Here is a 24,317-nt window from a genome sequence, read left to right on the forward strand (position 1 = left end):
ATAAGAGACAGGGGCGGGTTCGACCCGTGCGAGATCCTCGACCAGGCCGCGATCCGCGACGCCGCGATGGCCGGCTCGGCGGACTCGGCCGGTGGCGAAGGGCTCTACGCCTGCAAGTGGATGGCGGACAACTCGGTGGCGGTGACCGTGAGCTTCGAGGTCGGCGCCCTGGGGAGCGGCTCGGTGCCGCCGGTCGACCTCGCCGGCGTGCCGGGCATCGTGGCGCAGGTCAGCGCCGACCCGCCGACCTGCGCGGTCGGGTGGGAGCATCGCAAGAACGCCAATGCCAACGGCGAGAGCGAGATCGTGCAGATCGAGATCATGAACATGGGCCGGGTCCCGATGGATCCCTGCGCGAATGCGACGAAGCTGGCACAACAGGCGCGGGCGAAGCTGCCGACCGCATGACGGTCCCGGTCGGCCACCGAATTCCGTAGGCTGCACGATGACAACGACCGACGTAAAGGTGGGAGGCCGGCCATGACCCAGACCGCCCGTGGCAGCGTCGAAATGCCCAGCGGCACGACTGAGCAGTCCCCGGCGTTCGAGTCGATCGACCCCCGCACCGGGGAGATAGTGGGGCGCCACCCGATCCACGACGCGGCCGAGGTCGGCGCGCGGGTCACCGCGGCCCGCGAGGCCCAGGCGGAGTGGGCCGAACTCGGCTTCGCCGGCCGCAGGCAGCGGCTCGACGCCTGGCGGAAGCTGCTGGCCAAGCGCCTCGACGAGCTCGCGGGCGTCGTCTGCGCGGAGACCGGCAAGCCGCTCGACGACGCCAGGCTGGAACTGATGCTGGTCGTCGACCACCTGCATTGGGCCGCCAGCAACGCGGAGAAGGTGTTGCGCCGCCGAAAGGTCTCGGCGGGCATCGTGATGGCCAACCAGACCGCCACCGTCGAGTACCTGCCGTTCGGCGTAATCGGCGTGATCGGCCCGTGGAACTACCCGGCGTTCACGCCGATGGGCTCGATCGCCTACGCGCTGGCCGCGGGCAACGCCGTGGTGTTCAAGCCCAGCGAGCTCACCCCGGGCGTCGGGCAGTGGCTGGCGGAGAGCTTCGCCGAGGCCGTACCCGAGCACCCGGTCTTCCAGCTGGTGACGGGCTTCGGCGAGACCGGCGCGGCATTGTGCGCCGCCGGGGTGGACAAGGTCGCCTTCACCGGTTCGACCGCCACCGGCAAGCGGGTCATGGCGTCCTGCGCGGAGAACCTGGTCCCGGTGCTGGTGGAGTGCGGCGGCAAGGACGCCCTGATCGTCGACGCCGATGCCGACCTGGCCGCCGCAGCGGACGCGGCGGTGTGGGGCGCGATGTCCAACGCCGGGCAGACCTGCATCGGCGTGGAGCGGGTCTACGTCGTGGACGCCGTCGCGGACCGGTTCCTGGAGATGGTCGCCGAGCGGGCGGGGAAGCTGCGCCCGGGCGGCGAACCCGGCGCCAACTTCGGCCCGATCACGATGCCGTCGCAGGTCGACATCATCCGCGGGCACATCGACGACGCGCTCAGCCGCGGCGGCCGGGCGGTCGTGGGCGGCGAGCACTCGGTGCGCCCGCCGTTCGTCGAGCCGGTGGTGCTCACCGACGTGCCGGAGGATTCCACCGCCATCACCGAGGAGACCTTCGGGCCGACCATCGTGGTCCAGCGGGTTCGCGACGCCGACGAGGGCGTGGCCCGCGCCAACGATTCCCGCTACGGCTTGGGCGCCTCGGTGTTCTCGCGGGCGCGGGGCGTGGAGCTGGCGCGGCAGCTGCGCACCGGGATGGTCGCGGTGAACTCCGTGATCGCCTTCGCCGGTGTGCCGTCGCTGCCGTTCGGCGGCGTCGGGGACTCCGGGTTCGGCCGGATCCACGGCGCGGACGGGCTGCGCGAGTTCACCCGGCCGCAGTCGGTGACGCGGCTGCGGTACCGGATGCCGCTGAACCCGATGAGCTTCGCCCGCGCCAAGGGCACCGTCCGGCGCCTGGTGCGGCTGGTCCGGCTGGTGCGCGGTCGCTGACCCGACCCGGCTGATCGATTCGGCGTTTCAGCTGGGCTTGCGCGGTTGGTGACAGGAAGGTTCCCTTGCTCTCGCACCCTCCGGCCGGGCTCGCGGGGGTGCGGGAGCGGAGTTGATCGTCAGTCGGCCGGTGCCGCGGGCGCCGGTTCGGCAGCCAAGGAGGCCAGCGGGTGAAGAAGATCATCAATGATCCGGCGGACGTGGTCGCCGAGTCGCTGCGGGGCATGGCCGCCGCGCATCCCGAGCTGCTCCGCGTCCGCACCGATCCCGCGGTGATCGTGCGCACGGACGCGCCGGTGTCCGGCAAGGTCGCGGTGGTGTCCGGCGGCGGTTCTGGGCACGAGCCGCTGCACGGCGGCTTCGTCGGCCCCGGGATGCTGTCGGCTGCGGTGCCCGGCGCGGTGTTCACCTCGCCGACTCCGGACGCGGTGCAGGCCGCGATCGACGAGACCAACGGCGGCGCGGGCGTGCTGCTGGTCGTGAAGAACTACACCGGCGACGTGCTCAACTTCGAGACCGCTGCCGAACTGGCCGGCCTGGACGGCGTCGATGTGCGCAGCGTGATCGTCGACGACGACGTGGCCGTGAAGGACTCCACGCACACCGCGGGCAGGCGCGGGGTCGGCGGCACGGTCCTGGTGGAGAAGATCGTCGGCGCGGCTGCCGAGCGCGGCGCGGGCCTGGACGCGTGCGAGGAGCTCGCCAAGCGGGTGGTGTCCCAGGTGCGCTCGATGGGCATGGCGGTGACCTCGCCGACCGTGCCGCACGTCGGCCAGCCGAGCTTCGACCTCGCCGCGGACGAGATGGAGATCGGCATCGGCATCCACGGCGAGCCCGGCCGGGCTCGGGTGCCGCTGGCCTCGGCGGACGACATCGTCCGGCGGCTGCTGGAACCGATCCTCGAGGACCTGCCGTTCGCCGGGGGCGACGACGTGCTGCTGTTCACCAACTCGATGGGCGGCACCCCGCTGCTGGAGCTCTACCTTGCGCACGGCATCGCCGAGCGGCTGCTCGCCGAGCGTGGCATCCGCGTCCGGCGGCGACTGGTCGGCCCGTACATCACGAGCCTGGAGATGCAGGGCATGAGCCTGACCCTGCTGAAGCTGGACGACGAGCTGACCGAGCTCTGGGACGCGCCGGTGCGCACCGCCGCGCTGAACTGGTGAGGGAGAACGCCGGAATGGGTTGCACCGCACAGGACGTGATCGCCGCGCTGAAGGCGGGCGCGGCCGTCGTCGCCGAGCACCGCGACGAGCTGATCCAGCTCGACCGGGCGATCGGCGACGCCGACCACGGGGAGAACATGGACCGGGGCTTCCGCGCCGTGGTGTCCAAAGTGGATACCGCGGCGCCGGAGACGCCGGCCGCGGTGCTGAAGCTGACCGCCACCGTGCTGATCTCCACCGTCGGCGGCGCGTCCGGGCCGCTGTACGGCACCGCGTTCCTGCGCGCGGCAGCGGCGGTCGGCGACGCCGAGGAGCTCGACGGCGCGGCGGTCGCCAAGGCGCTGCAGGCCGGGATGGAAGGCGTCATCGGCCGCGGCCGCGCGGCCGTCGGCGACAAGACGATGGTCGATGCGTTGTCGCCGGCGGTGGAAGCCGCCAAGAGCGCCGCGGAATCCGGCGAAGGCGCGGCGGCGGTGCTGTCCGTCGCGGCCGATGCCGCACACCAGGGCGCGCAGGCGACCGAACCACTGGTGGCCCGCAAGGGCCGCGCGTCATACCTCGGCGAGCGCAGCGCCGGGCACATCGATCCCGGGGCGCGCTCGACCGCGCTGCTGTTGTCCGCATTCGCCGAAGCCACGAGGTCGCGATCATGAACGTCGGACTGGTCATCGTCTCGCACAGCACCCGGCTCGCCGAGGGAGTCGCCGAACTCGCCCGGCAGATGGCCCCCGAGGTGCGGGTCGTGCCCGCCGGGGGACTGCCGGACGGCAACATCGGCACGGACTTCGAGAAGGTGTCCGCGGCCCTGTCGGACGCCAACACCGGGGCCGGCGCGGTGGTGCTCTACGACCTCGGCAGCGCACAGATGATCGCCGAGCTCGCCGTGGAGTCGCTCGGGGACCCGAGCACGGCGCTCGTCGTCGACGCGCCGCTGGTGGAGGGCGCGGTCGCCGCCGCCGTTGCGGCCCAGGGCGGCGGCGACATGCGGGGCGTCGCCGCCGCCGCCGAGGCGGCGGCTGCGGGCGGCGAGCTCGTCGAGCCCGGCGAACCCACGGCGGCGGACGAAGTCCGCGAGGAGCTGGAGCTGGCCAACGAAGTCGGCCTGCACGCGCGACCGGCGGCGCTGCTGGCCCGCAGCCTGAACGGGCTGCAGGCGAACGTCACGATCTCGCTGGGCGACAAGGAAGCCGACGGTGCCAGCGTGCTGGGCGTCATGGGCCTGGGCGCGCGCAAGGGCGACCGGATCGTCCTGCGCGCCAACGGCCCGGACGCGCGCCAAGCGGTGGAGCGCATCCTCGACCTGGCCAAGCGCAACTTCGACGAGTAGCCGGTGCATGGGAACCTTCCTGCCACCAACGGCGGGGAGGTTCCCTTTTTCGTGCCTCGGGTGACAGGAAGGTTCCCATGCTCGCGGCCCGGCAGCGGCGGTTCCGGTTCCCGGGCGGATGACAGGAAAGTTCCCGTGCTGTCATCGGCCGGTGCGGCTGCTCACCGCGTTAGGCTGAGTTGATGTCGCTGCGTCTCCGTCACCGAGGCACGCCGCTGTTGCTCCTTCTGCTGCTACTGGTGGCGGGGTGCACGCCGGAGGCCGCGCCGACGGGTCAGTCCGGCGGCCGGCCGAGCGATGCCGGCACCGCCGCAGCGGTGCTCGGTGATCTGCGCACAGTGGACCCGTGCACGTTGGCCGATCCGGCCGCGCTGCAAAGTTTCGGTCAGGCGGAGAACGCGGGAACGGTGTCGCTGGACTACTGCCTGCTGCAGTTGAAGCTCAGCGACGGCTCGCTGGCGCAGCTCGCGTTGGGAGAACTGGTCGACGCCGGCCCGATCGAGCAGGACCGGCCGGTCGTCCAGCGCGGTCCGCTGCGGATCGTGCAGGACGCGCCGCTGCCCGGGCACTGCACCCGGCAGATCCTGTTCGCCGATGACATCGCCATGCAGGTCAGCGCCGATCTGCTGACCGGCGATCCGGCCGCCGGGTTGTGCGCGGTGGCCAAGGCCGGGGCCGACGCGGCAGTCGCCGCGCTCGAACAGCACCGGGTGGGGCACCGGTCGTTCGAGGCGAACTCGCTGGCGCTGCAGGATCCGTGCGAGCTGCTGGATTCCGCTGCCGTGCAGCAGATTCCCGGCTTGGAAGCGGCGGAACCTCAGCCGAGCCCGGCCGGGCACCAGTGCATGTGGGGTGCGCAGGCCGCCGATGCGCCGCGCGTCCAGTTCCTGCACACCGCCGGTGATCCGCCGAAGGTGCTGCACGGCGCGGCCGTCGAGGAGCAGATCGCCGACCGGCGCACCGTGGTCAGCGTCGTCGGCGGCGACCCGCAGGTTCCGCTGTGCTCCGCGGAAACCGGGCACATCCCGTTCGGTGATCCGGCCACCGGTCAGGTCGAGGTGGCGATGCTGGTCGTGGCCGTGCCGGAGATGACCGGGATCGACGCGTGCGAGTACGCCCGCGGCCTCGCCCAGCAGGCCTGGCCGCACCTGCCGGCGTCCGGCCCGTAGCCGGGCCGTTACCGTTGCAGGCGTGCCTCGACGCAACAAACCGCAACGCCCGAAGGGCCTGTCCCAGGACACCAGCCACCGCGCGATGGGTACTGCGTTCGGCATGTCCCGGGTCGAGCACGGGCCCGACGGCGACTGGATGGTGCGCACCGTGCCCGCCGCGCAGGCCACCAAGGCCTACCGGTGTCCGGGCTGCGACCACGAGATCAGGCCTGGCATCGCGCACGTGGTGGCCTGGCCGGAGGCGGAGCAGGGCGGCGTCGCCGACCGGCGCCACTGGCACAACGGCTGCTGGGGCGCGCGCGGCCGGCGCGGGCCCACGCGGCGCTGGTCGTAGCACGTCACAGCGTGTCGGCCACTCGTTCGTGGCAGGATCGAGGTGATGAGCACCGAGATCCGCGCCAACACGATGCTGCCGGCCCGTCGCGAAGAGATCACCCTGCACACGGCCGACGGCCTGAAGCTGATCGGTGAGCTGGCGCTGCCGGAGTCCCGGCCGCCGCGCGCGACGCTGATCTGCCTGCACCCGCTGCCCACCCACGGCGGCATGATGGACTCGCACATCTACCGCAAGGCCGCGTTCCGGTTGCCTGCGCTCGCCGACCTCGCGGTGCTGCGGTTCAACACGCGCGGCACGGTCAGCGAGGCGGGCCGCAGCGAGGGCAGCTTCGACGGCGGCAACAGCGAGCGGTTCGACGTGGCCGCGGCGCTGGAGTACGCCGAGTTCCACGACCTGCCGAACGTGTGGCTGGTCGGCTGGTCGTTCGGCACCGACCTGACGCTGGTGCACGGCCTGGACCCGCTCGTCGAGGGCGCGGTGCTGATCTCCCCGCCGCTGCGCTGGAGCACCGAGGAACACCTGGTGGCCTGGGCCGGGTCGGGCAAGCCGGTGCACGCGCTGATCCCGGAGTTCGACGACTACCTGCGCCCGGACGAAGCGCGGCGACGGTTCGCGGCGATCCCGCAGGCCGAGGTGATCGGCTTCCCGGACACCAAGCACCTCTGGGTCGGGAAGGCGGAGGCCGCGCTGGACGCGATCGTGCGGGTCGTGGCGCCGGACGTGCCGACGCCGCTGCCACACACCTGGGACGGCCCGTCGGAGACCCGCAAGGTCACCATCGTCGACTCCTGACCTGGGGTTTCCGGCGGCGGGTGACAGGAAGGTTCCCGTGCTCGCGTCAGCCCGTGGCCGGTAGCCGGAACACCAGCTCGGGCAGGCCGTCGCGGTGGCGCGCCAGGTGCAACTTGAACCCGAGCTTCTCGGCGACCCGCACCGACGGCGTGTTCTCCGCATCCGTCACGATCACGACCGGCCGGTCCGGGCGGTGTCGCCGCGCCCACTGCACGGCGGTCTCGGCCATTTCCGTCGCGTAGCCGTTGCCCCACGCGCTCGGCCAGAGACGGTAGTAGAGGTTCAGCACCGGCTCGCCTTCCTCCACCCAGTGCCGCAGGCCGCCGAAACCGATCACTTCCTCGGAACCAGGCAGCCGGATCGCCCAGTAGCTGATTCCGTCGGAAACCCAGCTCCCGTAGATCTTGTCGAGCAGCTCGAGGAGCTGTTCCCGGGATCGTCGGGTGTGAGCGTCGAACGGGTGGGTCTCAGCGGCGGCGGAGATCGCGATGAACGCATCGGCATCGGCAGGCTGGATGCGGCGGAGGACCAAGCGGCGGGTGTGGATCTCATCCGGTTCGGGCACCCGCCCACGCTAGCCCCTCGGCCTGCTCCTGATCATCCGATTTTCGCTGGTCGCGGCGGCGGGTGACAGGAAGGTTCCCATGCTCGCGCGGCTTGACCTTGGCTGCTCACGCGGCCGGCGTCGTCCTGGCCGTCGACGGCGGCCTCGCGGTGAGCTGATGCCCGCCCGGCATTGGACATGGAGAACAGGGCCATGGAGTTCGGCGATGTTGTGGCGACCGGCCACATAGGCGTCGGCGGGTCTGCGGCTTAACGTCCTGGGGCATGAGTGACATCCGGCACGTCCCGCTGGGCGGGCGCGTGGCGCTGGTGACCGGCGCCGGCAGCGGCATCGGGCAGGCGTGCGCGCAGGCTCTGGCCGAGTCCGGGGCGAAGGTGCACGTCGTCGATCTCGACCGCGCCGCCGCCGAACGGGTCGCCGCCGACGTCGGCGGCTGGGCGCACGCCGTCGACCTCGCCGATGCGGCGGCCGTCGACGGGCTTCCCGCCGAGGTCGACGTCCTGGTCAACAACGCGGGTTTCCAGCACGTCGCCGCGCTGCCCGAGTTCCCGCCGGAGACGTTCGTCCGCATGCAGCAGGTGATGGTGACCGCGCCGTTCCTGCTGACCCGCAAGGTGCTGCCGCACATGTACGCCCGGGGCTGGGGACGCATCGTGCACGTCTCGAGCGTGCACGGCCTGCGCGCCAGCCCGTTCAAGGCCGGTTACGTGGCCGCGAAGCACGCGCTCGAAGGGCTGTCCAAAGTGGTCGCGCTGGAGGGCGCCGAGCACGGCGTGACGAGCAACTGCGTGAATCCCGGGTACGTCGACACGCCGTTGGTCCGCGACCAGATCGCCGGGCAGGCCGCGGCGCACGGGCTCGGCGAGTCCGAGGTCGTCGAGCGGGTCTTGTTGCAGCGCGCCGCGCTCAAGCGGCTGATCGACCCGCGCCGGGTCGCCGGACTCGTGCGCTGGCTCTGCGGGGACCACGCGGAGCACGTCACCGGCGCTTCGCTGCCGATGGACGGCGGCTGGACCGCCGCCTGAACCGGCCCACACACAAAGGAGTGTTCGCCTTGGCCAGCAACCCATCCGGGCGCGGCTCGATCGCGCGGGTCGTCGGCGCCAGCCTCATCGGCACGACGATCGAGTGGTACGACTTCTTCCTCTACGGCTCCGCGGCCGCCCTGGTGTTCAACCACCTGTTCTTCCCCGATGCCGATCCGCTGACCGGCACGCTGCTGGCGTTCACCACCTACGCCATCGGGTTCCTCGCCAGGCCGCTCGGCGGGCTGGTGTTCGGGCACTTCGGCGACCGCGTCGGCCGCAAGAAGCTGCTGGTGCTGAGCCTGCTGCTGATGGGCGGGTCGACCTGCGCGATGGGCCTGCTGCCCACCTACGCGGCGGTCGGCGTGGCCGCGCCGCTGCTGCTGACGCTGCTGCGGCTGGTGCAGGGCTTCGCGCTGGGCGGCGAGTGGGGCGGCGCGGTGCTGATCGTGTCCGAGCACGGCGACGATCGCCGCCGCGGGCTGTGGGCGTCTTGGCCGCAGTGCGGCGCGCCCGGCGGGAACCTGCTGGCCACCGCGGTGCTGGCGGTGCTCGCCGCGACGCAGTCCGACGAGGCGTTCATGGCGTGGGGCTGGCGGATCCCGTTCCTGCTCTCCGGCGTGCTGGTGGTGATCGGCCTGTGGATCCGGCTCGCGGTCACCGAATCGCCGGTCTTCCTCGACGCGCAGGCCAAGGCCGAGCAGCGGGAGGAAACCCGCAGCGTCCCGGTGGTGGCGGTGTTCCGGACGCACTGGCGGCAGGTGCTGGTGACCATCGGCTCGCGGATGGCCGAGAACGTGTCCTACTACGTGCTCACCGCGTTCATCCTGGTCTACGTCACCGGGCCGCTGGGGCTGCCGAAGTCCGTCGGGCTGAACGCGGTGCTGATCGGCTCGGCGGTGCACTTCGTGACGATCCCGCTGTGGGGCGCGTTGTCCGACCGGCTGGGCCGCAAGCCCGTCTACCTGTTCGGGACGGTCGCGATGGCGGCGTGGGGTTTCGCGTTCTTCGCGCTGCTGGACAGCAGGTCGGCAGTGGTGATCACGGCCGCGACGACGGTGGGACTGCTGTTGCACGGTGCGATGTACGGGCCGCAGGCGGCGTTCTTCGCCGAGCAGTTCCCGACCAGGGTCCGCTACACCGGGCTTTCCGTCGGCGGGCAGCTGTCCTCGATCGCCGCCGGTGCGGTGGCGCCGATCATCGCGGTGGCGCTGCTGCAGGGCTTCGGCAGCACGATCGCGGTGTCCGGCTACGTCCTCGCGATGTGCGCGATCACGCTGGTCGCGGTCGCGCTGGCGAAGGAGACCGCGGGCAGCTCGTTGCACGACGAGGCTCCGGAGGAGCAGGTCGCGGTGACAAGATGAGCCGGTGAACGACGACGTGGTCCGGCTGCTCGAACTGCTCGGCAGCGGCGCGAGCAGCGAGCAGCTGGCGCGCGTCGCGGTCGAGAACCCGCAGCTGGGCAAGGCCACGGCGGTGGCGCTGCGGATCCACGGCACGCTTGGCGCGCACCGCCGACGCGAGGCCGAGCTCGGCGCGCTGTTCGACACCGCCAGCGATCTGGCCAGACTGCGGGACACCGACGCGGTGCTGCGGTCGATCGTGCGCCGTGGCCGCACGCTGCTCGGCGTGGACGTCTCCTACCTGAGCCTCAACGACGAGGCCGCCGGGCGCACCTACATGCGCGTCACCGACGGCTCGGTGTCGCGGCTGTTCCAGAAGCTCACGCTCGGCATGGGGGAGGGGCTGGGCGGGCTGGTCGCGCAGACCGCGCAGCCGTATGCGACGCACGACTACTTCGCCGACGAGCGGTTCCGGCACACCTCGCCGATCGACTCGGCGGTCCGCGATGAGGGGCTGACCGCGATCCTGGGCGTGCCGCTGGCGCTCGGCGACCAGGTCATCGGCGTGCTCTACGCCTCGGACCGGACGCGCCGCGAGTTCAGCCCGGACGAGGTCGCGCTGCTGTCGTCGCTGGCCGACCACGCCGCGATCGCGCTGGACAACGCGGCCCTGCTGGAGGAGATCAGCGCGCACAGCGAGGCCCTGCACCGCGCCGAGGAGGCCCACGACCGGCTGATGGATCTGGTGCTGCGCGGCGGCGACCTGCCGGAGGTGGCGGCGTCGGTGGCCGATGTGCTGCGCGGCGCGATCGGGATGTTCGACGCGGACGGCACCGAGCTGACCGGCGTCGGCGGCACACCGCCCGAACCGCCGGCGGAAGCCGTCGCGACATCCCGGGCCGCGGGCCGCGCGGTGTCCACATCGGACGGATGGGTGTGCGCGGTGCAGGCCGGGCCGGAGCTGCTCGGCAGCATCGTGCTGGCCGGGCGGGCGGATCTGGTCGACGCCGACCGGCGGCTGTTCGAGCGCGCGGCGGTGGTCACCGCGCTGCTGCTGATGTTGCGCCGGTCCGTGGCGAAGGCTGAGGACGAGGTGCGCGGCGAACTGCTCACCGACCTGCTGACCGCGCCCGACCGCAACCCCGGCGCGCTGCTGGCCCGCGCCGAACGGCTCGGGCTGGACCTCGTCGAGCCGCACGCCGTGCTCATCGCGCACGCCGACAAGGTGCCCCGAACGCGGCTGGCGGTGGCGGCCGGGCGGTGCGCCGCGCTCGCCGGCATCCACGCCGAGGAGGTCGTCCTCCTGGTGCCCGCCGGCGATCCGGGGCAGTCGGCGTCCCGCATCGCCGCCGACCTGCGATCCATCGTGGACAACCCGGTCACGGTCGGCGCGGCGGGCCCGGCGCGCGGCCCGCAGGAGATCGCCGCGGCGCACGCCGAAGCGGCTCGCTGCCTGCGAGCCCTGCTCGCGCTCGGCCGCATCGGCGAGGGCGCGGCCATGGACGGCCTCGGGTTCCTCGGCGTGCTGCTGGGCGAGCACACGGACCTGAACGGTTTCGTCCGGCGGACGATCGGACCGGTCCTCGATTACGACGCCCGGCGCGGCACCGAACTTGTCGCCACGCTGCACGCGTACTTCGCCGCCGGGACGAACCTCACGCGGGCCAAGGACGCGCTGCACGTGCACGTCAACACGGTCGTGCAGCGGCTGGACCGCGTCGGCTCCCTGCTCGGCTCCGACTGGCAGACCCCGGACCGGGCCCTGGAGATCCAGCTCGCGCTGCGCCTGCACAACCTGCAGTCCTAGCGGAGCCGCCAGTGCTGGACCGAGAAGCGCGGGTTCACGCACCGCGGTGACGTCTCGGTAGGTGGAGCCCCGGGTCAGCGGGCGGACGACGGCCCCGTCACCTGGGTCAGCCGCTACGAGCTGCCCATCATCGCGAGCTGATCACGCCGGTGCCCGCGAGCTGCCGGAACCGGCCCGATGTGGCGTGGATCATGCTGGTGGGTGGGACGCTGCCGGGCGTCACCCTGCTGGCGGCAGCCGGCGCAGAGCTTCGCCCGGTCCCGGGCCTGACCGGGCGGGGTCAGCTGCCGCCGAGCCAGCCCTCCAGCTCGCCGAAGGCGTCGCGGAAGTGCGGCGCCAGCGGGCGCAGGCGGCCCGGGAACTGGTCCACCAGGCCGTCGGTGTGGTTGCCGCCCTCGATGCGGTGGTAGCGGTGCAGGCCGGCCCGCCCGGACTCGGCCACCATCCGCGCGTAGACGTCGGAATCGCGGCTGATCGGCAGCAGCGTGTCGAGGGTGCCGTGCAGGGTGATCAGCGGCTTGCCGATCCGGCCGGTGAGCGCGATCCGCTCGACCGCGCGATGTACGTCGGCGGGGCGCCGGGCGTAGTCGTAGTCCGCGTCGCAGCCCTCGGTCCCGCTGGCGCAGAACGGGATCCCGGCCACCCGGTCGCCGTCGTAGCCGGGATCGAACTCCTCGCGGTAGATCCGCTGCGTCAGGTCCCAGTAGACGCGGTGGTGGTAGTCCCACAGGAACTGCGACCCCGGTGCGAAACCCGCGGACAGGATCGCCTGTTCATCGCCGGCGGGGTAGGCGCGAAGCGCCGTCGGCAGGAAGGTCAGCAGGTTGTCCCGCTGCGTCCACAGTGTCCCCTCCCAGTCGACTCCGCCGTCGTAGAGCCAAGGCCGGTTCTCCAGCTGCCAGCGCACCAGGTAGCCGCCGTTGGACAGCCCGGCCGCGAGCGTCCGCGACGGCGGCCGGCCGTAGTGCCGCCAGGCGGTGACCTTCGCCGCGGCGGCCAGCTGCGTGACGCGGTGGTTCCACTCGGCGACGGCGTCACCCGGCCGTTGCCCGTCGGTGAAGAACTCGGCGCCGGTGTTGCCCTTGTCGGTCGCGGCGAAGGCGTAACCGGCGGCCAGGACGTGGTCGGCGATGGCGCGGTCGTTGGCGTACTGCCTGCGGTTGCCGGGAGTTCCGCTGATCACCAGGCCACCGTTCCACCGCTGCGGCAGGCGCAGCACGAACTGGGAGTCGTGGTTCCAGCCGTGGTTGGTGTTCGTCGCGGAGGTGTCCGGGAAGTAGCCGTCGATCTGGATGCCCGGAACCGGTCCCGGCGCGGGCAGGTCCTGGGCGGTCAGGCCGGCCCAGTCGGCCTGCACCGTGTGCCCGGAGCCGAGCGTGCCGGTGGTGGTCAGGTCGTCCAGGCAGGCCGACTCCTGGTGCGCGGCACCGGGAACCCGCGCCGAGGGACGGCAGTCCGCCGACTGCGCGGCCGCCGGCTCGGCCGGAAGGAGCAGCGTGCCGGCGAGCAGACCGGCGGACAGCAGGGCGATTCGGCTGGGCACGGCAGACCTCCTCTGGTTCGCCCCGTGACGCTATGGCGGGGCGCCGAACCCGAACATGTGGTGGCGACACACAAAAAGCGCTCGTGGTGTAGTGGCGTCCACTGTGGAGGCGGCTGCACCCGCACCCCTACCTTGAGTGGTGCAAACCACAAGGAGGTGGTCTGAGTGCGTGTCTTCTCGCTGGTCGCGGCCGTGCTGCTGGCCCTGCTCGCCGTCGCCCCCGCCGCGTCGGCGGCGGAAATCCGGGAGGTGACCGGGTTCGGCACGAATCCCGGCGCGCTCCGCATGTTCGAGTACGTCCCCGACGGGCTGCCCGCGGGCCGCCCGGTCGTAGTCGCGATGCACGGCTGCACGCAGGATGCGGCCGGGTACGGCAACGGCGCAGGGTGGGTCGAACTCGCCGAGCGCTCGGGGTTCACGCTAGTGCTGCCGCAGCAGGAAGCGGCCAACAACAGCAGCCGCTGCTTCAACTGGTTCCAGCCCGGCGACGCAACGCGCGGCCAGGGCGAGGCGGAATCGGTCGCGCAGATGGTGCGGCGCGCGATCGACGACACCGGCGCGGACCCGGCCCGGGTCTACGTCACGGGCCTGTCCGCGGGCGGCGCGATGACCTCGGTGCTGCTCGCCACCTACCCGGAGATGTTCGCCGGTGGCGGCGTCGTGGCGGGCCTGCCGTTCGGCTGCGCGACGAGCGCCGTCGATGCGTTCACGTGCATGAACCCCGGCCGGGATCTGACGGCGGCGCAGTGGGGTGACAAGGTGCGAGCCGCGAGCCCGCACCAAGGGCCGCGGCCGATGCTGAGCATCTGGCACGGCACCGCCGACTACACGGTGGCGCCGGCGAACCAGCGCGAACAGGTCGAGCAGTGGACCGATGTGCACGGCATCCCGGGCACGCCGTCGGCAACCGACACCGTCGCGGGCTACCCGCACGCGGTCTACAACGACGCGGGCGGCAGAACCCTGGTGGAGACGTTCGAGATCACCGGCATGGGCCACGGCCAGCCGATCGACCCGGGCACCGAAGCGGGCCAGTGCGGCCAGGCAGGTGCCTACCTGCTGGACGTCAACATCTGCGCCGCAGCACACCTCAGCAACGCCTGGGCGCTCGGATGACAGGAAGGTTCCCATGCTCGCGCCCGGCGGTGGCGGGGTGACAGGAAGGTTCCCAAGCTCACGCCGGGTCGCGGGTGGGGATGACAGGAAGGTTCCCAAGCTGCAAGTCGCACAGCAGGGCGGCCGGTGGCGATTCGTTGGGGCGCGTCGGGTGGGTCGTTCCGGCAGGATGGGCCCGTGCACTTCATCGAATCGGGAGCCGGGACGCCGCTGGTGCTGCTGCACGCCTTCCCGGTGGATGCGCGGATGTGGGATCCGGTGCGGGGCCGCCTGGACGACCAGTTGCGGGTGATCACCCCTGATCAGCGGGGCCTCGGCGAGAGCGCGTTGGACGGCTCGTCGGCGCGGGGCCTGGCCGAGCCGGGCGCGAACCGGCGCGCGGCAGAGCAGCCGAGCATCGCTCGCGCCGCCGCCGACATCCTGGCCTTGCTGGATCAGTTGGAGCTGCCGCGGGTCGTCCTGGGCGGTTGCTCGATGGGCGGCTACGTCGCGATGGCGCTGCTGCGCGCTGCGCCGCAGCGCGTCGCGGGCCTGCTGCTCGTCGACACCAAGGCCGTCGCCGACAACGACGAGCAGCGCGCCAACCGCCTAAAGGTTGCGGATCGCGCAGAGCACGAGGGCACCAAGGGTTGGCTCGCGGAGAGCAGCCTGCCGAACCTGTTGGGGCGCACTACGCACGAGCAACGCCCCGAGGTCGTCTCCAGTGTCCGCGAGATGATCGATGCGCAGCCCGCGGACGGTGTCGCGTGGGCGCAGCGCGCGATGGCGGGACGTCCCGACAGCACAGCCACGCTGCGGTCCTACGACGGTCCGGCGCTGGTGGTCGTCGGCGAGGAAGACGCGCTGACGCCACCGGAGAACGCTCGCGAGCTGGCGGACGCGCTGCACGGTGGCGAGCTCGTGACGTTGCCGGGCGTCGGGCACCTGTCGTCGGTCGAGGCGCCGGACGCCTTCGCCGACGCCGTCCGTTCCTGGATCGCCCGGATCGCCTAGGCGGCGCGAGGCTCGGTTGCCGAGCCTCGCGCCTCTGCCTCCTAGCGGTCGCCTTTGCCCTGCGGGTGGGCGTCCCGCTCTACGGCGCGATCCCGCGTTTTCTCCATGTCCGCCTCGGACCGCTTGAACTGCTCGGCCGTTTCGCTGGGCAGCATGAAGTAGCTACCGGACTGCCGTTTGGCGCGCGCCCTGCCGTCATCACCGGTTGGGAACTCCTGGTCCGACATGACCTGGTCCTTTCCGTTGGTGCAGGCCGCGAGATGCCCACAGCTGTCCTTGCTCGTAGAGACAGACGTCGGCCTTCTCGATGACGCGCACCCGTGCTGACCAGTCAGGACGTCAGGCGATGGATTCCTGGATCTCCGTCACCATCCCGGCCGGGTCCGCCGGGCACGCCAGCGTCACCTCCCGGTTCGTGCCCAGCGTGCGGTGGCCGCTGTTCTCGATCCAGCGCGCCAGCGCCTGGTACGCGGGAAGGCAGTCGTCCATCGAGCCCCGGTGCACGATCGTCGCCGCCTTCTCCACCGCGGGCAGATCCACCACCTCGAAGCCGTAGGCGGGGTCCGGCTCGACGTTCACCGGCAGGCCGGCGTGCACGGCCATGGTGTCGTCGTCCGCTCCGGACTCGTAGTACGCGATGGCCGGGCCGACCGGCGTCACGCCGGCGCGACCCAGCGCGGCGCCGAGCTCGTCGTAGAGGCCGCGGATCACGGGGCCGATCGACTGCGGATCCATGTTCCTGGCGGTACCGGAGCGCACGGCCAGCCGCAGCGCCGGGATGGACTTGATCGTCACTTCATCGGTGGGCATGGTTCCCTCGATTTCGATCGTTCGGAGCCGTGCCTGCACGTGCGCCAACCGGGCCGTGTCGGCCGCGATCCGGGTTTCGAGTTCGGCCTGCCGCAGCCGCAGCATGCCGCGCAGCTGCTCGGCGGTGAACTCCTCGTCGAGGATCCGCTGCACCTGCTGCAGGCTGAAACCCAGTTCCTTCAGCGCGATGATCCGGTTCAGCCGGGCCAACTGGTCGGCGGTGTAGCCGCGATGACCGGTCGACGGATTGACGTGCGCGGGCCGGAGCAGCCCGAGCGCGTCGTAGTGGCGCAACATCCGGACCGACACCCGGCCGTGCCTGGCGAAGTCTCCAATGCTGAACATGACACCCCTGGTTTAGGACCTGACACCGTGTCAGGTGCAAGTGTCCGCCGCGGGGTGGCGAGCCGACCAGCGGTGGAGCGATGACCGAGTCCTAAGTGGACTGATTCGGCTCGGCGTGGCACCGCATGCGTGGCCGTGCCGACGTTCAGCGTCTGGTGTCGCGAGACGCGTCGTTCCACAGGGGACGCGCAGCGTGATTCAGCCGGCGCCGTGCGAGCTGTCCGAGCAGGTGAGACGGGCTGTTGTTAGCGGCGCTGCTGGTTCGTGGCGTCGATCCGGGTGGCGCTGTGGGAGCGTTGCTGCTGGCCCTTGCCTTCCGGCACCGGCAGCTGGATGCGCCGCGTCGGCTCGTCGTGCGGGCTATGACCGCGCGCCGTGTCCCGGTGGATCTGCTCCGTCGGCCCGTCGTCGGCGGCTCCGCCGCCGCCCGACGGCTTGCCGTCCTGGCCCTTCGGCTTCGCCTGCTTCGCAGGCTGCGCCTCGGGCTTCGCTCCGCTCGGCTTCGCCTTCGTCGCGTCCTGAGCCGGCTTCGCCTGGCGGGCGGGCTCCTCGTCGCGGGAGTCGCGGGCGAGGGCGTCTTCGGCGTCCTTGCGGGCTTGTTCGCGGGCTTCCGCCGCCGCTTCGCGGAGCTTGTCCTCTTCGGAGTCCTCCTGGGCGAGGCGTTCCAGGAGCGGCGTGGTCTGGCCGAGCATTTCGGCGGCGTCGCGGAGCTTCTTGGCCACGGACTCGCGCAGTTCGGTCAGCGAGTGGACCTGCTCGTCCGCCTTGGTGAGGCGGCGCTGGACCTCTTCGGTCGTCGCGCCGAGGCGGCGCTGGGAGTCTTCGCGGGCCGCCGTGACCAGGCGCTTGCTCTCGCGGGTCGCTTCGTCGATGAGGCGGGTGGCCTCCTCGGTGCACTCGCGGACCATCCGCTGGGACTTCTCCGTGGCCTCGCGGACCAGTCGCTCGGCTTCCGCCTTGCTCTCCCGGATCCGCTTCTCCGCGGCCTCGGTGCTCTCGCGCTTCCGCTTGTCGGCGGCTTCGATGCTCTCCCGCTCGCGCTTCTGCGCTGCTTCGATGCTCTCCCGCTCACGCTTCTGCGCGGCTTCGACGCTTTCGCGCTCGCGGCGCTCGGCGGTCTCGATGCTGTCCTTCTCGCGCTTCTGCGCTGCGTCGGTGGATTCGCGGGTGAGCTGTTCGGCCTTCGCGGTGGCGTCGCCGACCATCCGGTTCGACTGGTCGGTGGCCTCGCGGACCCGGCGGTGCGCTTCGGTGGTGCCTTCGCGCAGCCGGCGGTTGGCCTCCTCGGTCGCTTCCCGGACGCGGCGCTCGGCTTCCGCCTTGCTGGTGGCCTCCTGCTCGGCGAGGGTGCGCATGGATTCGCTGCGGCGCGCAGCCATCGCGATCTCGAAGTCCTCTTCGACCTGGATCCGGCGGGCCTCGGACTCCTGGTCGGCGCGCTTGCGGTTCTCCTCGGCCTCGCGGGTGATCCGCTCCGCCTCGACCTTGGCCTTGTCCATCAGCGAGCGGTGTTCGGTTTCCATCTCGCTGCGCCGGCTGTCGACCTCGGAGAGCAGCCGCTCGTAGCGGTTGCGCAGGTTGGTCGCCTCGGTCTCGGAGCGCGTGCGGATCAGGCCGGCGTCCTTCTCGGCGCGGCCCCGGATGTCGTTCGCCTCGTCCTGGGCGAGGCGCAGCATCCGCTGCAGGCGCTCGCTGAGACCTTCCAGCGTGGTCGGCGGCTTGGCCAGCCGGTCGACCTGGCCGCGCAGGCTCTCGATCTCGGAGCGGGCCGACTCCAGCTGCTTGGACAGGTCTCCCGCCTGGGAGACCGCGGCGTCGCGATCCGCGGAGAGGATGCGGATGTCGGCGTCGAGTCGCTCGAGGTGCTCATCGACCTGGGCGCGGTCGTAGCCGTTCTTGCGAGCGAGGTCGAATCCCGATCCCAGTGGCAGCAAATCGCGGTCGTCGGCAAGGCCCATGGCAACCAAGCTACCTGGAAGACGACGTTGTTGTGGGAGGTGTGGCGCGTATCAGCCGGATTTTCCTCGCCCGGTGGACGAGGCCCCCGGCGAGGCTTCGCGGCGACGTGCCGGATGGTGTGGCGAAGCGGACGGAACACCGCGATCCGGACTCTTGACCGGCTGGCCAACCAAGAGTGAACATGGAGGTGCAAGTCGGGCATCAGTGGAGGTGATCGACGTGGCCGATAGGTCGAGCGGTTCGACTGTGAAGCCGTGGGTTCGCTGGCAGGACTGGGTCGCAGTGGTGCTGGGCGTCTACCTGATCCTCGGGACGATGTGGACGGCGACGAACGGGGCGGCGATGTCCGCGATGATCGTGCTGGGCGCGCTGCTGGTGATCGCGAGCGTGTGGTCGTTGGCCATGCCGGGCTCGATGACCAGCGAATACAGCCACATGCTGTTGGGTGTGCTGCTGTTCATCTCGCCGTGGGTCCTCGGCTACACCGGGTTCATGGGCGCCTCGTGGACCTCGTGGATCGTCGGCGTGCTGGCCGTCATCGCTGGTGCCGCCGCGCTGCCCGAAGCCAACGCCGCGCACCGCGGAATCGCGGGCCAGCACTGAAGGGCCGTGCCACGGGTGGCTGCCGTCACCTGTGAAACACGCCAATCGTCGCGAGCGGTGGCGGCCATTCGAGCGACCACCACCACTCGCGAGTTCGCTGTCGCGCGGTCCGGCGGTAACGTCCGGGCCGCGCGTTCTTTTTGACCGGCCCCGTGGAACGAGCCGGCCGGAGGTCGGAGGTCGGGTTCATGGCGGAGGCACCGGGCGATCGCGGCGCCCGCAGGCGGACGTCCACATCGGACGATGCCGTCGCGGCGCCGGGTGATCAGGGCGGATCCGCGCGGGAGCGCATCCTGAACGCGGCCGGCGAGCTGTTCGCCGAGCACGGCTTCAACGCCACGCCCACCTCCCGGATCGCCGAGCGGGCCGAGGTCCCCAAAGGACTCATCCACTACTACTTCCGGCGCAAGCAGGACCTGCTGACGGCGCTGGTCGAGCGGCTGCCCGAGGATCTGGTGGAGTCCGACCGGGTCGCCGTCCGGGGCGATGTCGCGGGCAGCCTGCGCCGGCTGATCGGCGAACTCGACGCGCGGCTGGAGTCGTCGCCGCTGCTCAGCCACCTGCTGTGGCGGGAGGCGGACACGCACGTCGCGGTGCGGCAGGCGCTGCAGCGGCGGTTCGGGACGGTGGTGGAGCTGATCCGCCGGGTGATCGAGCTGGCGCTGCCGCCGGGCCCGGTGAGCTGCGACATCGACACCGCCGCCGTGCTGCTGGCCCGGGTGGTCAACCACCGCCACTCGGTGGCCCGGCACGGCGCGCACGACGACGAGCTGGACCGCGAGATCAGCTTCATCGCCAAGGCCTTGGAGCTCGGCGTCGGGAAACCGCGGAAGGTCAAGCCGGCCTGACCGGGGCCTGGCCGTCCTGGCGAGGGCGCACCTTCATGAAGTCGCTTCACTCTTGTGAAAAGATGTTGCCCGGACTACAACTTCCTGCAGGTGGTCGACGCGGGAGGTTGTGGTGGACGTTGGGCGCGTGCGGTTTTCCCGGCGACAGGGTTTCGTCGCGACTGCGGCGGGAATCGCCGGAGCAGGTGTGATGGCGGCCGCGGCGAGCGCGACCCCCGGTGACCCGGCCCGGGTGAAGAACTTCCAGGTGAAGGGCCTGCGGGCGCCGGTCGAGCTGATCGAGGACCGCTACGGCGTCCCGCACCTGTACGCGAGCAGCGAAGACGACGTCTTCCTCGCCCAGGGCTTCAACGCCGCCCGCGAGCGGCTGTTCCAGATCGACCTGTGGCGCCGCCGCGGCCTCGGGCGGCTCGCCGAGGTGCTCGGCCCGGACTACGTCGACCAGGACCGCGCCACCAGGCTGTTCCTCTACCGCGGCGACATGGACGTGGAATGGTCGCGCTACGCCCCGGACGCGCAGCGGATCGCGACGCAGTTCACCGCCGGCATCAACGCCTACCTGGACTGGCTGGACCAGCACCCGGAGCAGCTGCCGGCCGAGTTCGGCATCCTCGGCTACCGGCCCGCCCGCTGGGAACCGGCGGACGTGGTGCGCATCCGCAGCCACGGCCTGACCCGAAACCTGAACAGCGAGGTCAAGCGCGCCAAGGTGGCCTGCGCCGCCGGGGTGGACGCGGACCTGGTCCGGCAGGGCCTGCAGCCCGACCGGCGGACGACCGTGCCAGAAGGCTTCGACCCGTGCGCGATGCCGGCGGACGTGCTGGCGGTCTTCGAGCTCGCCACCCAGGAGGTCGAATTCAAGGACGGCTCGATCCGCGCCAGGACGATCCGCGACGCGACCACCGAAGGCAGCAACAACTGGGTGGTCGGCGGGCAGCGGACCGCCACCGGGCGCCCCATCCTGGCCAACGACCCGCACCGCGCCTACTCGGCGCCGTCGCTGCGCTACATCGCGCACCTGTCGGCGCCCGGCCTGGACGTGATCGGCGCCGGCGAGCCCGCGCTGCCGGGAATCTCCATCGGGCACAACGGCACCATCGCGTTCGGGCTCACCATCTTCCCGATCGACCAGGAAGACCTGTACGTCTACCAGCTCGATCCGGCCGACCGCACGCGCTACCGCTACCGGGACGGCTGGGAGTCGATGTCGGTCCGGCGCGAGACGGTCGCCGTGTTCGGCGAGGCCGACCGGACCGTCGAGCTCGCGTTCACCAGGCACGGCCCGGTGATCCGCGTGGACGAGCAGCGGAACCTCGCGTACGCGGTGCGGACGGCCTGGCTGGAACCAGGCATGTCGCCGTACTTCGGCAGCATCTCCTACATGCGGGCCCGGAACTTCCGCGAGTTCACCACGTCGATGCGCAACTGGGGCGCGCCGACGGAGAACCAGGTCTACGCCGACGTCGACGGCAACATCGGCTGGGTGCCCGGCGGCCTCGCACCCAAGCGGGTCGGCTACGACGGCCTGCTACCGGTGCCCGGCGACGGCCGCTACGAGTGGAACGGCTTCTACTCCGGCGACGACCTGCCGCGCGAGCTCAACCCGGCGGCCGGGTTCATCGCCACCGCGAACCAGTTCAACCTGCCGCCGGAACACCAGAACAAGGGCCTCGGGTTCGAGTGGACCAACCCGTTCCGGCACCAGCGGATCGTCGAGGTGCTGTCGCGGGAGCGCAAGCACACCGTGTCGGATTCGGCGGCGCTGCAGAACGATCAGCTGTCCATCCCGGCCCGGCGGTTGATCGCCCTGCTGTCCAAACTGGACAGCGGCGAATCCGATCTCCGCCGCGCGCTGCGGCTGCTGCGGGAATGGGACGCGGTGGAGGCGGCCGACTCGAACGCCGCGGCGCTGTTCGAGGTGTGGCTGTCGAAGCACCTCGGACCCGGGTTCGTGCGCGCCGCCGTGCCGAAGGCCGCCGACGTGATCGAGGACGCCGACACGCTGGTCCTGCTCGGCGAGCTGGAGAAACCCGGCAGGTGGCTGCCGGACGAGGCGGCCCGCGACCGGCTGCTGCTGGACACGCTGCGCACCGCTTACGCCGAGGTGCAGGAGCTGCTCGGACGCGGCGAGGGCAGCTGGCGGTGGGGCAAGCTGCACCACAGCTTCTTCCAGCACCCGGCGTCGAAGGCGTTCGACGCCGGCGAGCGCGCCCGGTTCGACGTCGGCCCGCTGCCGCGCGGCGGCTCCCCGGACACCGTGAACCAGTCGTCGTACCGGACGAACGACTTCCGGCAGACCAACGGCCCGTCGTTCCGGATGGTCCTCGACGTGGGCGACTGGGACTCCTCGATCGCGGTCAACACGCCGGGCCAATCCGGGAACCCGGACGACCCGCACTACCGGGATCTGGCCGAATCCTGGCGCACCGGCGAGTACTTCCCGCTCGCCTACAGCCGTGAGGCGGTCGAGGAGATCACCGAACGCCGGATGCTGCTGCTCCCGGCGTGATCGGGTCGTGAGTGTTTTGTGCTGCCATAGCAGCACAAAACACTCACGACTCTGACGACGTCCTCAGTGGACTTCAGCCGGTTCGACGAGTTCGACGAGGACGCCGCCGGCGTCCTTGGGGTGCACGAAGTTGATGCGGCTGTTCGCCGTGCCGTGGCGCGGTTCTTCGTAGAGCAGCCGCAATCCCTTGGCGCGGATCGCCGCCATGGCCGCGTCGATGTCCGTCACCCGATAGGCGAGTTGCTGCAGGCCGGGGCCGTTGCGGTCCAGGAACTTCGCGATCGCCGAATCGTCGCGCAGCGGCGCGATGAGCTGAATCTGCGTCGCGCCCGTGGTGTCGCCGGGCGCCCGCATCATCGCCTCGCGCACGCCCTGTTCCTCGTTCACCTCGGAGTGCGCGACCTCTAGCCCGAAGGTGTCCCGCTGGAAGGCGATGGCCGCGTCCAGATCGGCCACCGCGATGCCCACGTGATCGACGGCCGTGACCAGGCCGGTTAAGTCCGCTCGCATGCCCGCAGCGTAACTCGCGACCACATTTTCCGGGAATACCGGCAAATCCGGAAGATCGAATTGCCCCAACGAGCGGAGTCGGGTGACCTTGCTACGCACGAGCATGTGGCTGATTCACCTGAGAGGGGCGAGGATGGCGAAGAAGCAACGTGGCCCGGTTCGCGGGCTCGCGATCCTGACGGCGGTGCTCGGCGTCACCATCGGATTAGGCGTACCCGCCGCACTGGCCGCCGGCGGCGACGGTGTGACCAGCGGCGGAGGCGGCGACAATCCGCGCGCGGACCAACTGCGCCGGGACCGGGCCTGGGTCGCGCCCGGGCCGCTGGTGTTCGGCACCGAGCCGTACGCAGCGGTGAGCGCCGCAGCCGAGGAGGCGGCCGGAGCGGCCGACTGCACGATCAGCGCCGAAGCCGCGACCAACCTGGCGCTGTCCACGACGTGGCCCGAGGTGGCGGGATCCGGCAAGGCGCCGTCGCCGATGACCCTGTCCCGCTACGACGACCAGACCTCGCTCGCCGACCCCGAACAACGAGCCAAGGGCCTGTTCTTCAACCCGGGCGTCGGCATCTGGCAGCTCGACTCGGCCGGGCTCGGCGCCGGGGAGACCGCCGCGACCGCCATCGACTCGGTCGGCGCCGCGCAGAAGATGGTGCCGTACATGGTCGGCAAGTTCTGCGACGCGGTCAACGGCGGATCGTCCACCGCACGCGCCCGAGCCGCCGCGTGGAAGGACTGGCACGCCTGCGACGCAGGCGCCTGCGAAACGATCTACCAGCGGCTGGAATCCGACGGCGTCACCAAGGACGACAGCGTCACCCGGTACGGCGGGGCACAGCCGCGCGACTGCACCTTCGAGGGCACCAAGTACGACTGCCTGTACGTCGACCCGAGCGAGGCGGAGGGCGAAAAGGCCTGGACCGCCCCCGACTTCGGGCCGGCCCCGGTCCCGGCACCGTTCTACGTCTTCACCTACGCGGAGGGCGGCAAGGACTACGAGGTGCGGTACTGGCTGAAGGCGGACTCCGGCGCGGACACCGACGTGTCAGCCTCCCGGGAACTCGGCGTCAACGCCCGCACGAAGCTGTCCTGGGCCGCCGAAACCAGCCTCTGCGACACCACCACCGGCACCGGCAACTGCTGAGAGCAGGGGAACCTTCCTGTCACGCCCGGCCGTCCACGCGCGACCGGGCGCGACAGGGCTTGAGAGGAAGGGAACCTTCCTGTCATCCGTAGCGCCTGGTTATGGCAGTCGTCACAGGTGGCACCGGGTGTCATCGCGGGTATGGTCCGGGAGCGCCCGCGGGGCCATCATGGTGCTGCGACGCATCGATGACGTGGCAGTCGACGAAGACGCACCGGGAGGCAGTGGTGAGCGGTTCTGTGATCGTGGCGGGGGCGCGTACTCCGATGGGGCGGTTGCTGGGGTCGCTGAAGGATTTCTCGGGTGCGCAGTTGGGTGGGTTCGCGATCCGGGCTGCGTTGGAGCGGGCCGGGGTGCGGCCGGATCAGGTCGAGTACACGATCATGGGTCAGGTGCTGACCGCGGGTGCGG

At 71.4% G+C, this 24,317-nt stretch carries 24 protein-coding genes; 18 read left to right on the forward strand and 6 right to left on the reverse strand.

Annotation, left to right across the window (positions count from 1 at the left end; all coding sequences use genetic code 11):
* From E1288_RS41820 to E1288_RS41855, 8 genes are all read left to right on the forward strand, one after another.
* Nucleotides 1-408: DUF3558 family protein (locus E1288_RS41820; protein ID WP_165968551.1), on the forward strand; the 408-nt coding region annotated here is incomplete at its 5' end.
* A gap of 72 nt (nucleotides 409-480) precedes the next feature.
* The gene (locus tag E1288_RS41825) at nucleotides 481-1,995 is read left to right on the forward strand and encodes an aldehyde dehydrogenase family protein (RefSeq protein ID WP_132494225.1); all 1,515 of its coding nucleotides are present in this window, start codon (nucleotides 481-483) and stop codon (nucleotides 1,993-1,995) included.
* A 170-nt stretch (nucleotides 1,996-2,165) separates the two neighbouring features.
* Nucleotides 2,166-3,161 (forward strand): dihydroxyacetone kinase subunit DhaK, encoded by a 996-nt coding sequence (dhaK, locus tag E1288_RS41830; RefSeq protein ID WP_132494227.1) that lies wholly within the window; start codon nucleotides 2,166-2,168, stop codon nucleotides 3,159-3,161.
* Between the two features lie 14 nt (nucleotides 3,162-3,175).
* The gene (gene dhaL / locus E1288_RS41835; RefSeq protein ID WP_132494229.1) at nucleotides 3,176-3,814 is read left to right on the forward strand and encodes a dihydroxyacetone kinase subunit DhaL; all 639 of its coding nucleotides are present in this window, start codon (nucleotides 3,176-3,178) and stop codon (nucleotides 3,812-3,814) included.
* Nucleotides 3,811-4,488, forward strand: a complete 678-nt coding sequence (gene dhaM, locus E1288_RS41840; protein ID WP_207954858.1) for a dihydroxyacetone kinase phosphoryl donor subunit DhaM — start codon at nucleotides 3,811-3,813, stop codon at nucleotides 4,486-4,488. The genes dhaL and dhaM overlap by 4 nt, the downstream gene beginning before the upstream one ends.
* A gap of 182 nt (nucleotides 4,489-4,670) precedes the next feature.
* Nucleotides 4,671-5,657, forward strand: coding sequence for a DUF3558 domain-containing protein (locus E1288_RS41845; RefSeq protein ID WP_132494231.1), 987 nt, complete (start codon nucleotides 4,671-4,673; stop codon nucleotides 5,655-5,657).
* Between the two features lie 22 nt (nucleotides 5,658-5,679).
* Complete coding sequence (locus tag E1288_RS41850) at nucleotides 5,680-5,994, forward strand: hypothetical protein (protein ID WP_207954859.1); 315 nt, start codon at nucleotides 5,680-5,682, stop codon at nucleotides 5,992-5,994.
* A 45-nt stretch (nucleotides 5,995-6,039) separates the two neighbouring features.
* A complete protein-coding gene (locus E1288_RS41855) occupies nucleotides 6,040-6,789 on the forward strand; it encodes an alpha/beta hydrolase (protein WP_132494233.1) in 750 nt (249 codons plus the stop codon).
* Between the two features lie 46 nt (nucleotides 6,790-6,835).
* On the opposite strand, the gene E1288_RS41860 is transcribed toward E1288_RS41855, so the two are convergent.
* Nucleotides 6,836-7,354, reverse strand: a complete 519-nt coding sequence (locus E1288_RS41860) for a GNAT family N-acetyltransferase (RefSeq protein WP_132494235.1) — start codon at nucleotides 7,352-7,354, stop codon at nucleotides 6,836-6,838.
* 263 nt (nucleotides 7,355-7,617) lie between these two features.
* On the opposite strand from E1288_RS41860, the gene E1288_RS41865 reads away from it, so the two are divergent.
* The 3 genes from E1288_RS41865 to E1288_RS41875 are packed head-to-tail and all read left to right on the forward strand — an operon-like array spanning nucleotide 7,618 to nucleotide 11,529.
* A complete protein-coding gene (locus E1288_RS41865; RefSeq protein ID WP_132494237.1) occupies nucleotides 7,618-8,379 on the forward strand; it encodes a 3-hydroxybutyrate dehydrogenase in 762 nt (253 codons plus the stop codon).
* Between the two features lie 29 nt (nucleotides 8,380-8,408).
* Nucleotides 8,409-9,743: an MFS transporter gene (locus E1288_RS41870; protein ID WP_132494239.1), complete on the forward strand. Its 1,335-nt coding sequence runs from the start codon at nucleotides 8,409-8,411 to the stop codon at nucleotides 9,741-9,743.
* Between the two features lie 4 nt (nucleotides 9,744-9,747).
* Nucleotides 9,748-11,529 (forward strand): helix-turn-helix domain-containing protein, encoded by a 1,782-nt coding sequence (locus E1288_RS41875; protein ID WP_132494241.1) that lies wholly within the window; start codon nucleotides 9,748-9,750, stop codon nucleotides 11,527-11,529.
* Nucleotides 11,530-11,809: 280 nt separating this feature from the next.
* Here the strand turns inward: E1288_RS41875 and E1288_RS41880 are convergent, their stop codons facing one another.
* Nucleotides 11,810-13,054, reverse strand: a complete 1,245-nt coding sequence (locus E1288_RS41880) for a tannase/feruloyl esterase family alpha/beta hydrolase (protein WP_165968553.1) — start codon at nucleotides 13,052-13,054, stop codon at nucleotides 11,810-11,812.
* Nucleotides 13,055-13,237: 183 nt separating this feature from the next.
* Here E1288_RS41880 and E1288_RS41885 point away from each other — a divergent pair, with 183 nt between their 5' ends.
* A complete protein-coding gene (locus tag E1288_RS41885) occupies nucleotides 13,238-14,188 on the forward strand; it encodes an extracellular catalytic domain type 1 short-chain-length polyhydroxyalkanoate depolymerase (protein ID WP_132494243.1) in 951 nt (316 codons plus the stop codon).
* Between the two features lie 177 nt (nucleotides 14,189-14,365).
* Nucleotides 14,366-15,181 carry an alpha/beta fold hydrolase gene (locus E1288_RS41890; protein ID WP_132494245.1) on the forward strand — a complete coding sequence of 272 codons (816 nt, stop codon included), beginning with the start codon at nucleotides 14,366-14,368 and terminating at the stop codon, nucleotides 15,179-15,181.
* A gap of 41 nt (nucleotides 15,182-15,222) precedes the next feature.
* Here E1288_RS41890 and E1288_RS41895 read toward each other — a convergent pair whose 3' ends face one another.
* The 3 genes from E1288_RS41895 to E1288_RS41905 form a co-directional block, all read right to left on the reverse strand.
* Nucleotides 15,223-15,408 carry a hypothetical protein gene (locus E1288_RS41895; RefSeq protein WP_132494247.1) on the reverse strand — a complete coding sequence of 62 codons (186 nt, stop codon included), beginning with the start codon at nucleotides 15,406-15,408 and terminating at the stop codon, nucleotides 15,223-15,225.
* 112 nt (nucleotides 15,409-15,520) lie between these two features.
* Nucleotides 15,521-16,336 carry a MerR family transcriptional regulator gene (locus E1288_RS41900; protein WP_132494249.1) on the reverse strand — a complete coding sequence of 272 codons (816 nt, stop codon included), beginning with the start codon at nucleotides 16,334-16,336 and terminating at the stop codon, nucleotides 15,521-15,523.
* 245 nt (nucleotides 16,337-16,581) lie between these two features.
* Nucleotides 16,582-18,294, reverse strand: coding sequence for a M protein (locus E1288_RS41905; protein WP_132494251.1), 1,713 nt, complete (start codon nucleotides 18,292-18,294; stop codon nucleotides 16,582-16,584).
* Between the two features lie 205 nt (nucleotides 18,295-18,499).
* Here E1288_RS41905 and E1288_RS41910 point away from each other — a divergent pair, with 205 nt between their 5' ends.
* The 3 genes from E1288_RS41910 (at nucleotide 18,500) to E1288_RS41920 (ending at nucleotide 22,255) form a co-directional block, all read left to right on the forward strand.
* Nucleotides 18,500-18,898, forward strand: a complete 399-nt coding sequence (locus E1288_RS41910; RefSeq protein ID WP_132494253.1) for an SPW repeat protein — start codon at nucleotides 18,500-18,502, stop codon at nucleotides 18,896-18,898.
* Nucleotides 18,899-19,086: 188 nt separating this feature from the next.
* Nucleotides 19,087-19,746: a TetR/AcrR family transcriptional regulator gene (locus tag E1288_RS41915; protein WP_235884186.1), complete on the forward strand. Its 660-nt coding sequence runs from the start codon at nucleotides 19,087-19,089 to the stop codon at nucleotides 19,744-19,746.
* Nucleotides 19,747-19,858: 112 nt separating this feature from the next.
* Nucleotides 19,859-22,255, forward strand: coding sequence for a penicillin acylase family protein (locus E1288_RS41920; protein ID WP_235884187.1), 2,397 nt, complete (start codon nucleotides 19,859-19,861; stop codon nucleotides 22,253-22,255).
* A gap of 63 nt (nucleotides 22,256-22,318) precedes the next feature.
* Here the strand turns inward: E1288_RS41920 and mce are convergent, their stop codons facing one another.
* A complete protein-coding gene (gene mce, locus E1288_RS41925) occupies nucleotides 22,319-22,765 on the reverse strand; it encodes a methylmalonyl-CoA epimerase (protein WP_132494255.1) in 447 nt (148 codons plus the stop codon).
* Between the two features lie 133 nt (nucleotides 22,766-22,898).
* Between mce and E1288_RS41930 the strand changes: the two genes are divergently transcribed.
* Together E1288_RS41930 and E1288_RS41935 are read left to right on the forward strand one after the other, a co-directional pair.
* On the forward strand, nucleotides 22,899-23,906 hold the full coding sequence (locus E1288_RS41930) for a hypothetical protein (protein WP_132494257.1): 1,008 nt from the start codon (nucleotides 22,899-22,901) through the stop codon (nucleotides 23,904-23,906).
* A 227-nt stretch (nucleotides 23,907-24,133) separates the two neighbouring features.
* Nucleotides 24,134-24,317: thiolase family protein (locus tag E1288_RS41935; RefSeq protein WP_456320519.1), on the forward strand; the 184-nt coding region annotated here is incomplete at its 3' end.

Origin of the sequence: Saccharopolyspora elongata, from assembly GCF_004348985.1 — a bacterium.
GTDB lineage: Bacteria > Actinomycetota > Actinomycetes > Mycobacteriales > Pseudonocardiaceae > Saccharopolyspora > Saccharopolyspora elongata.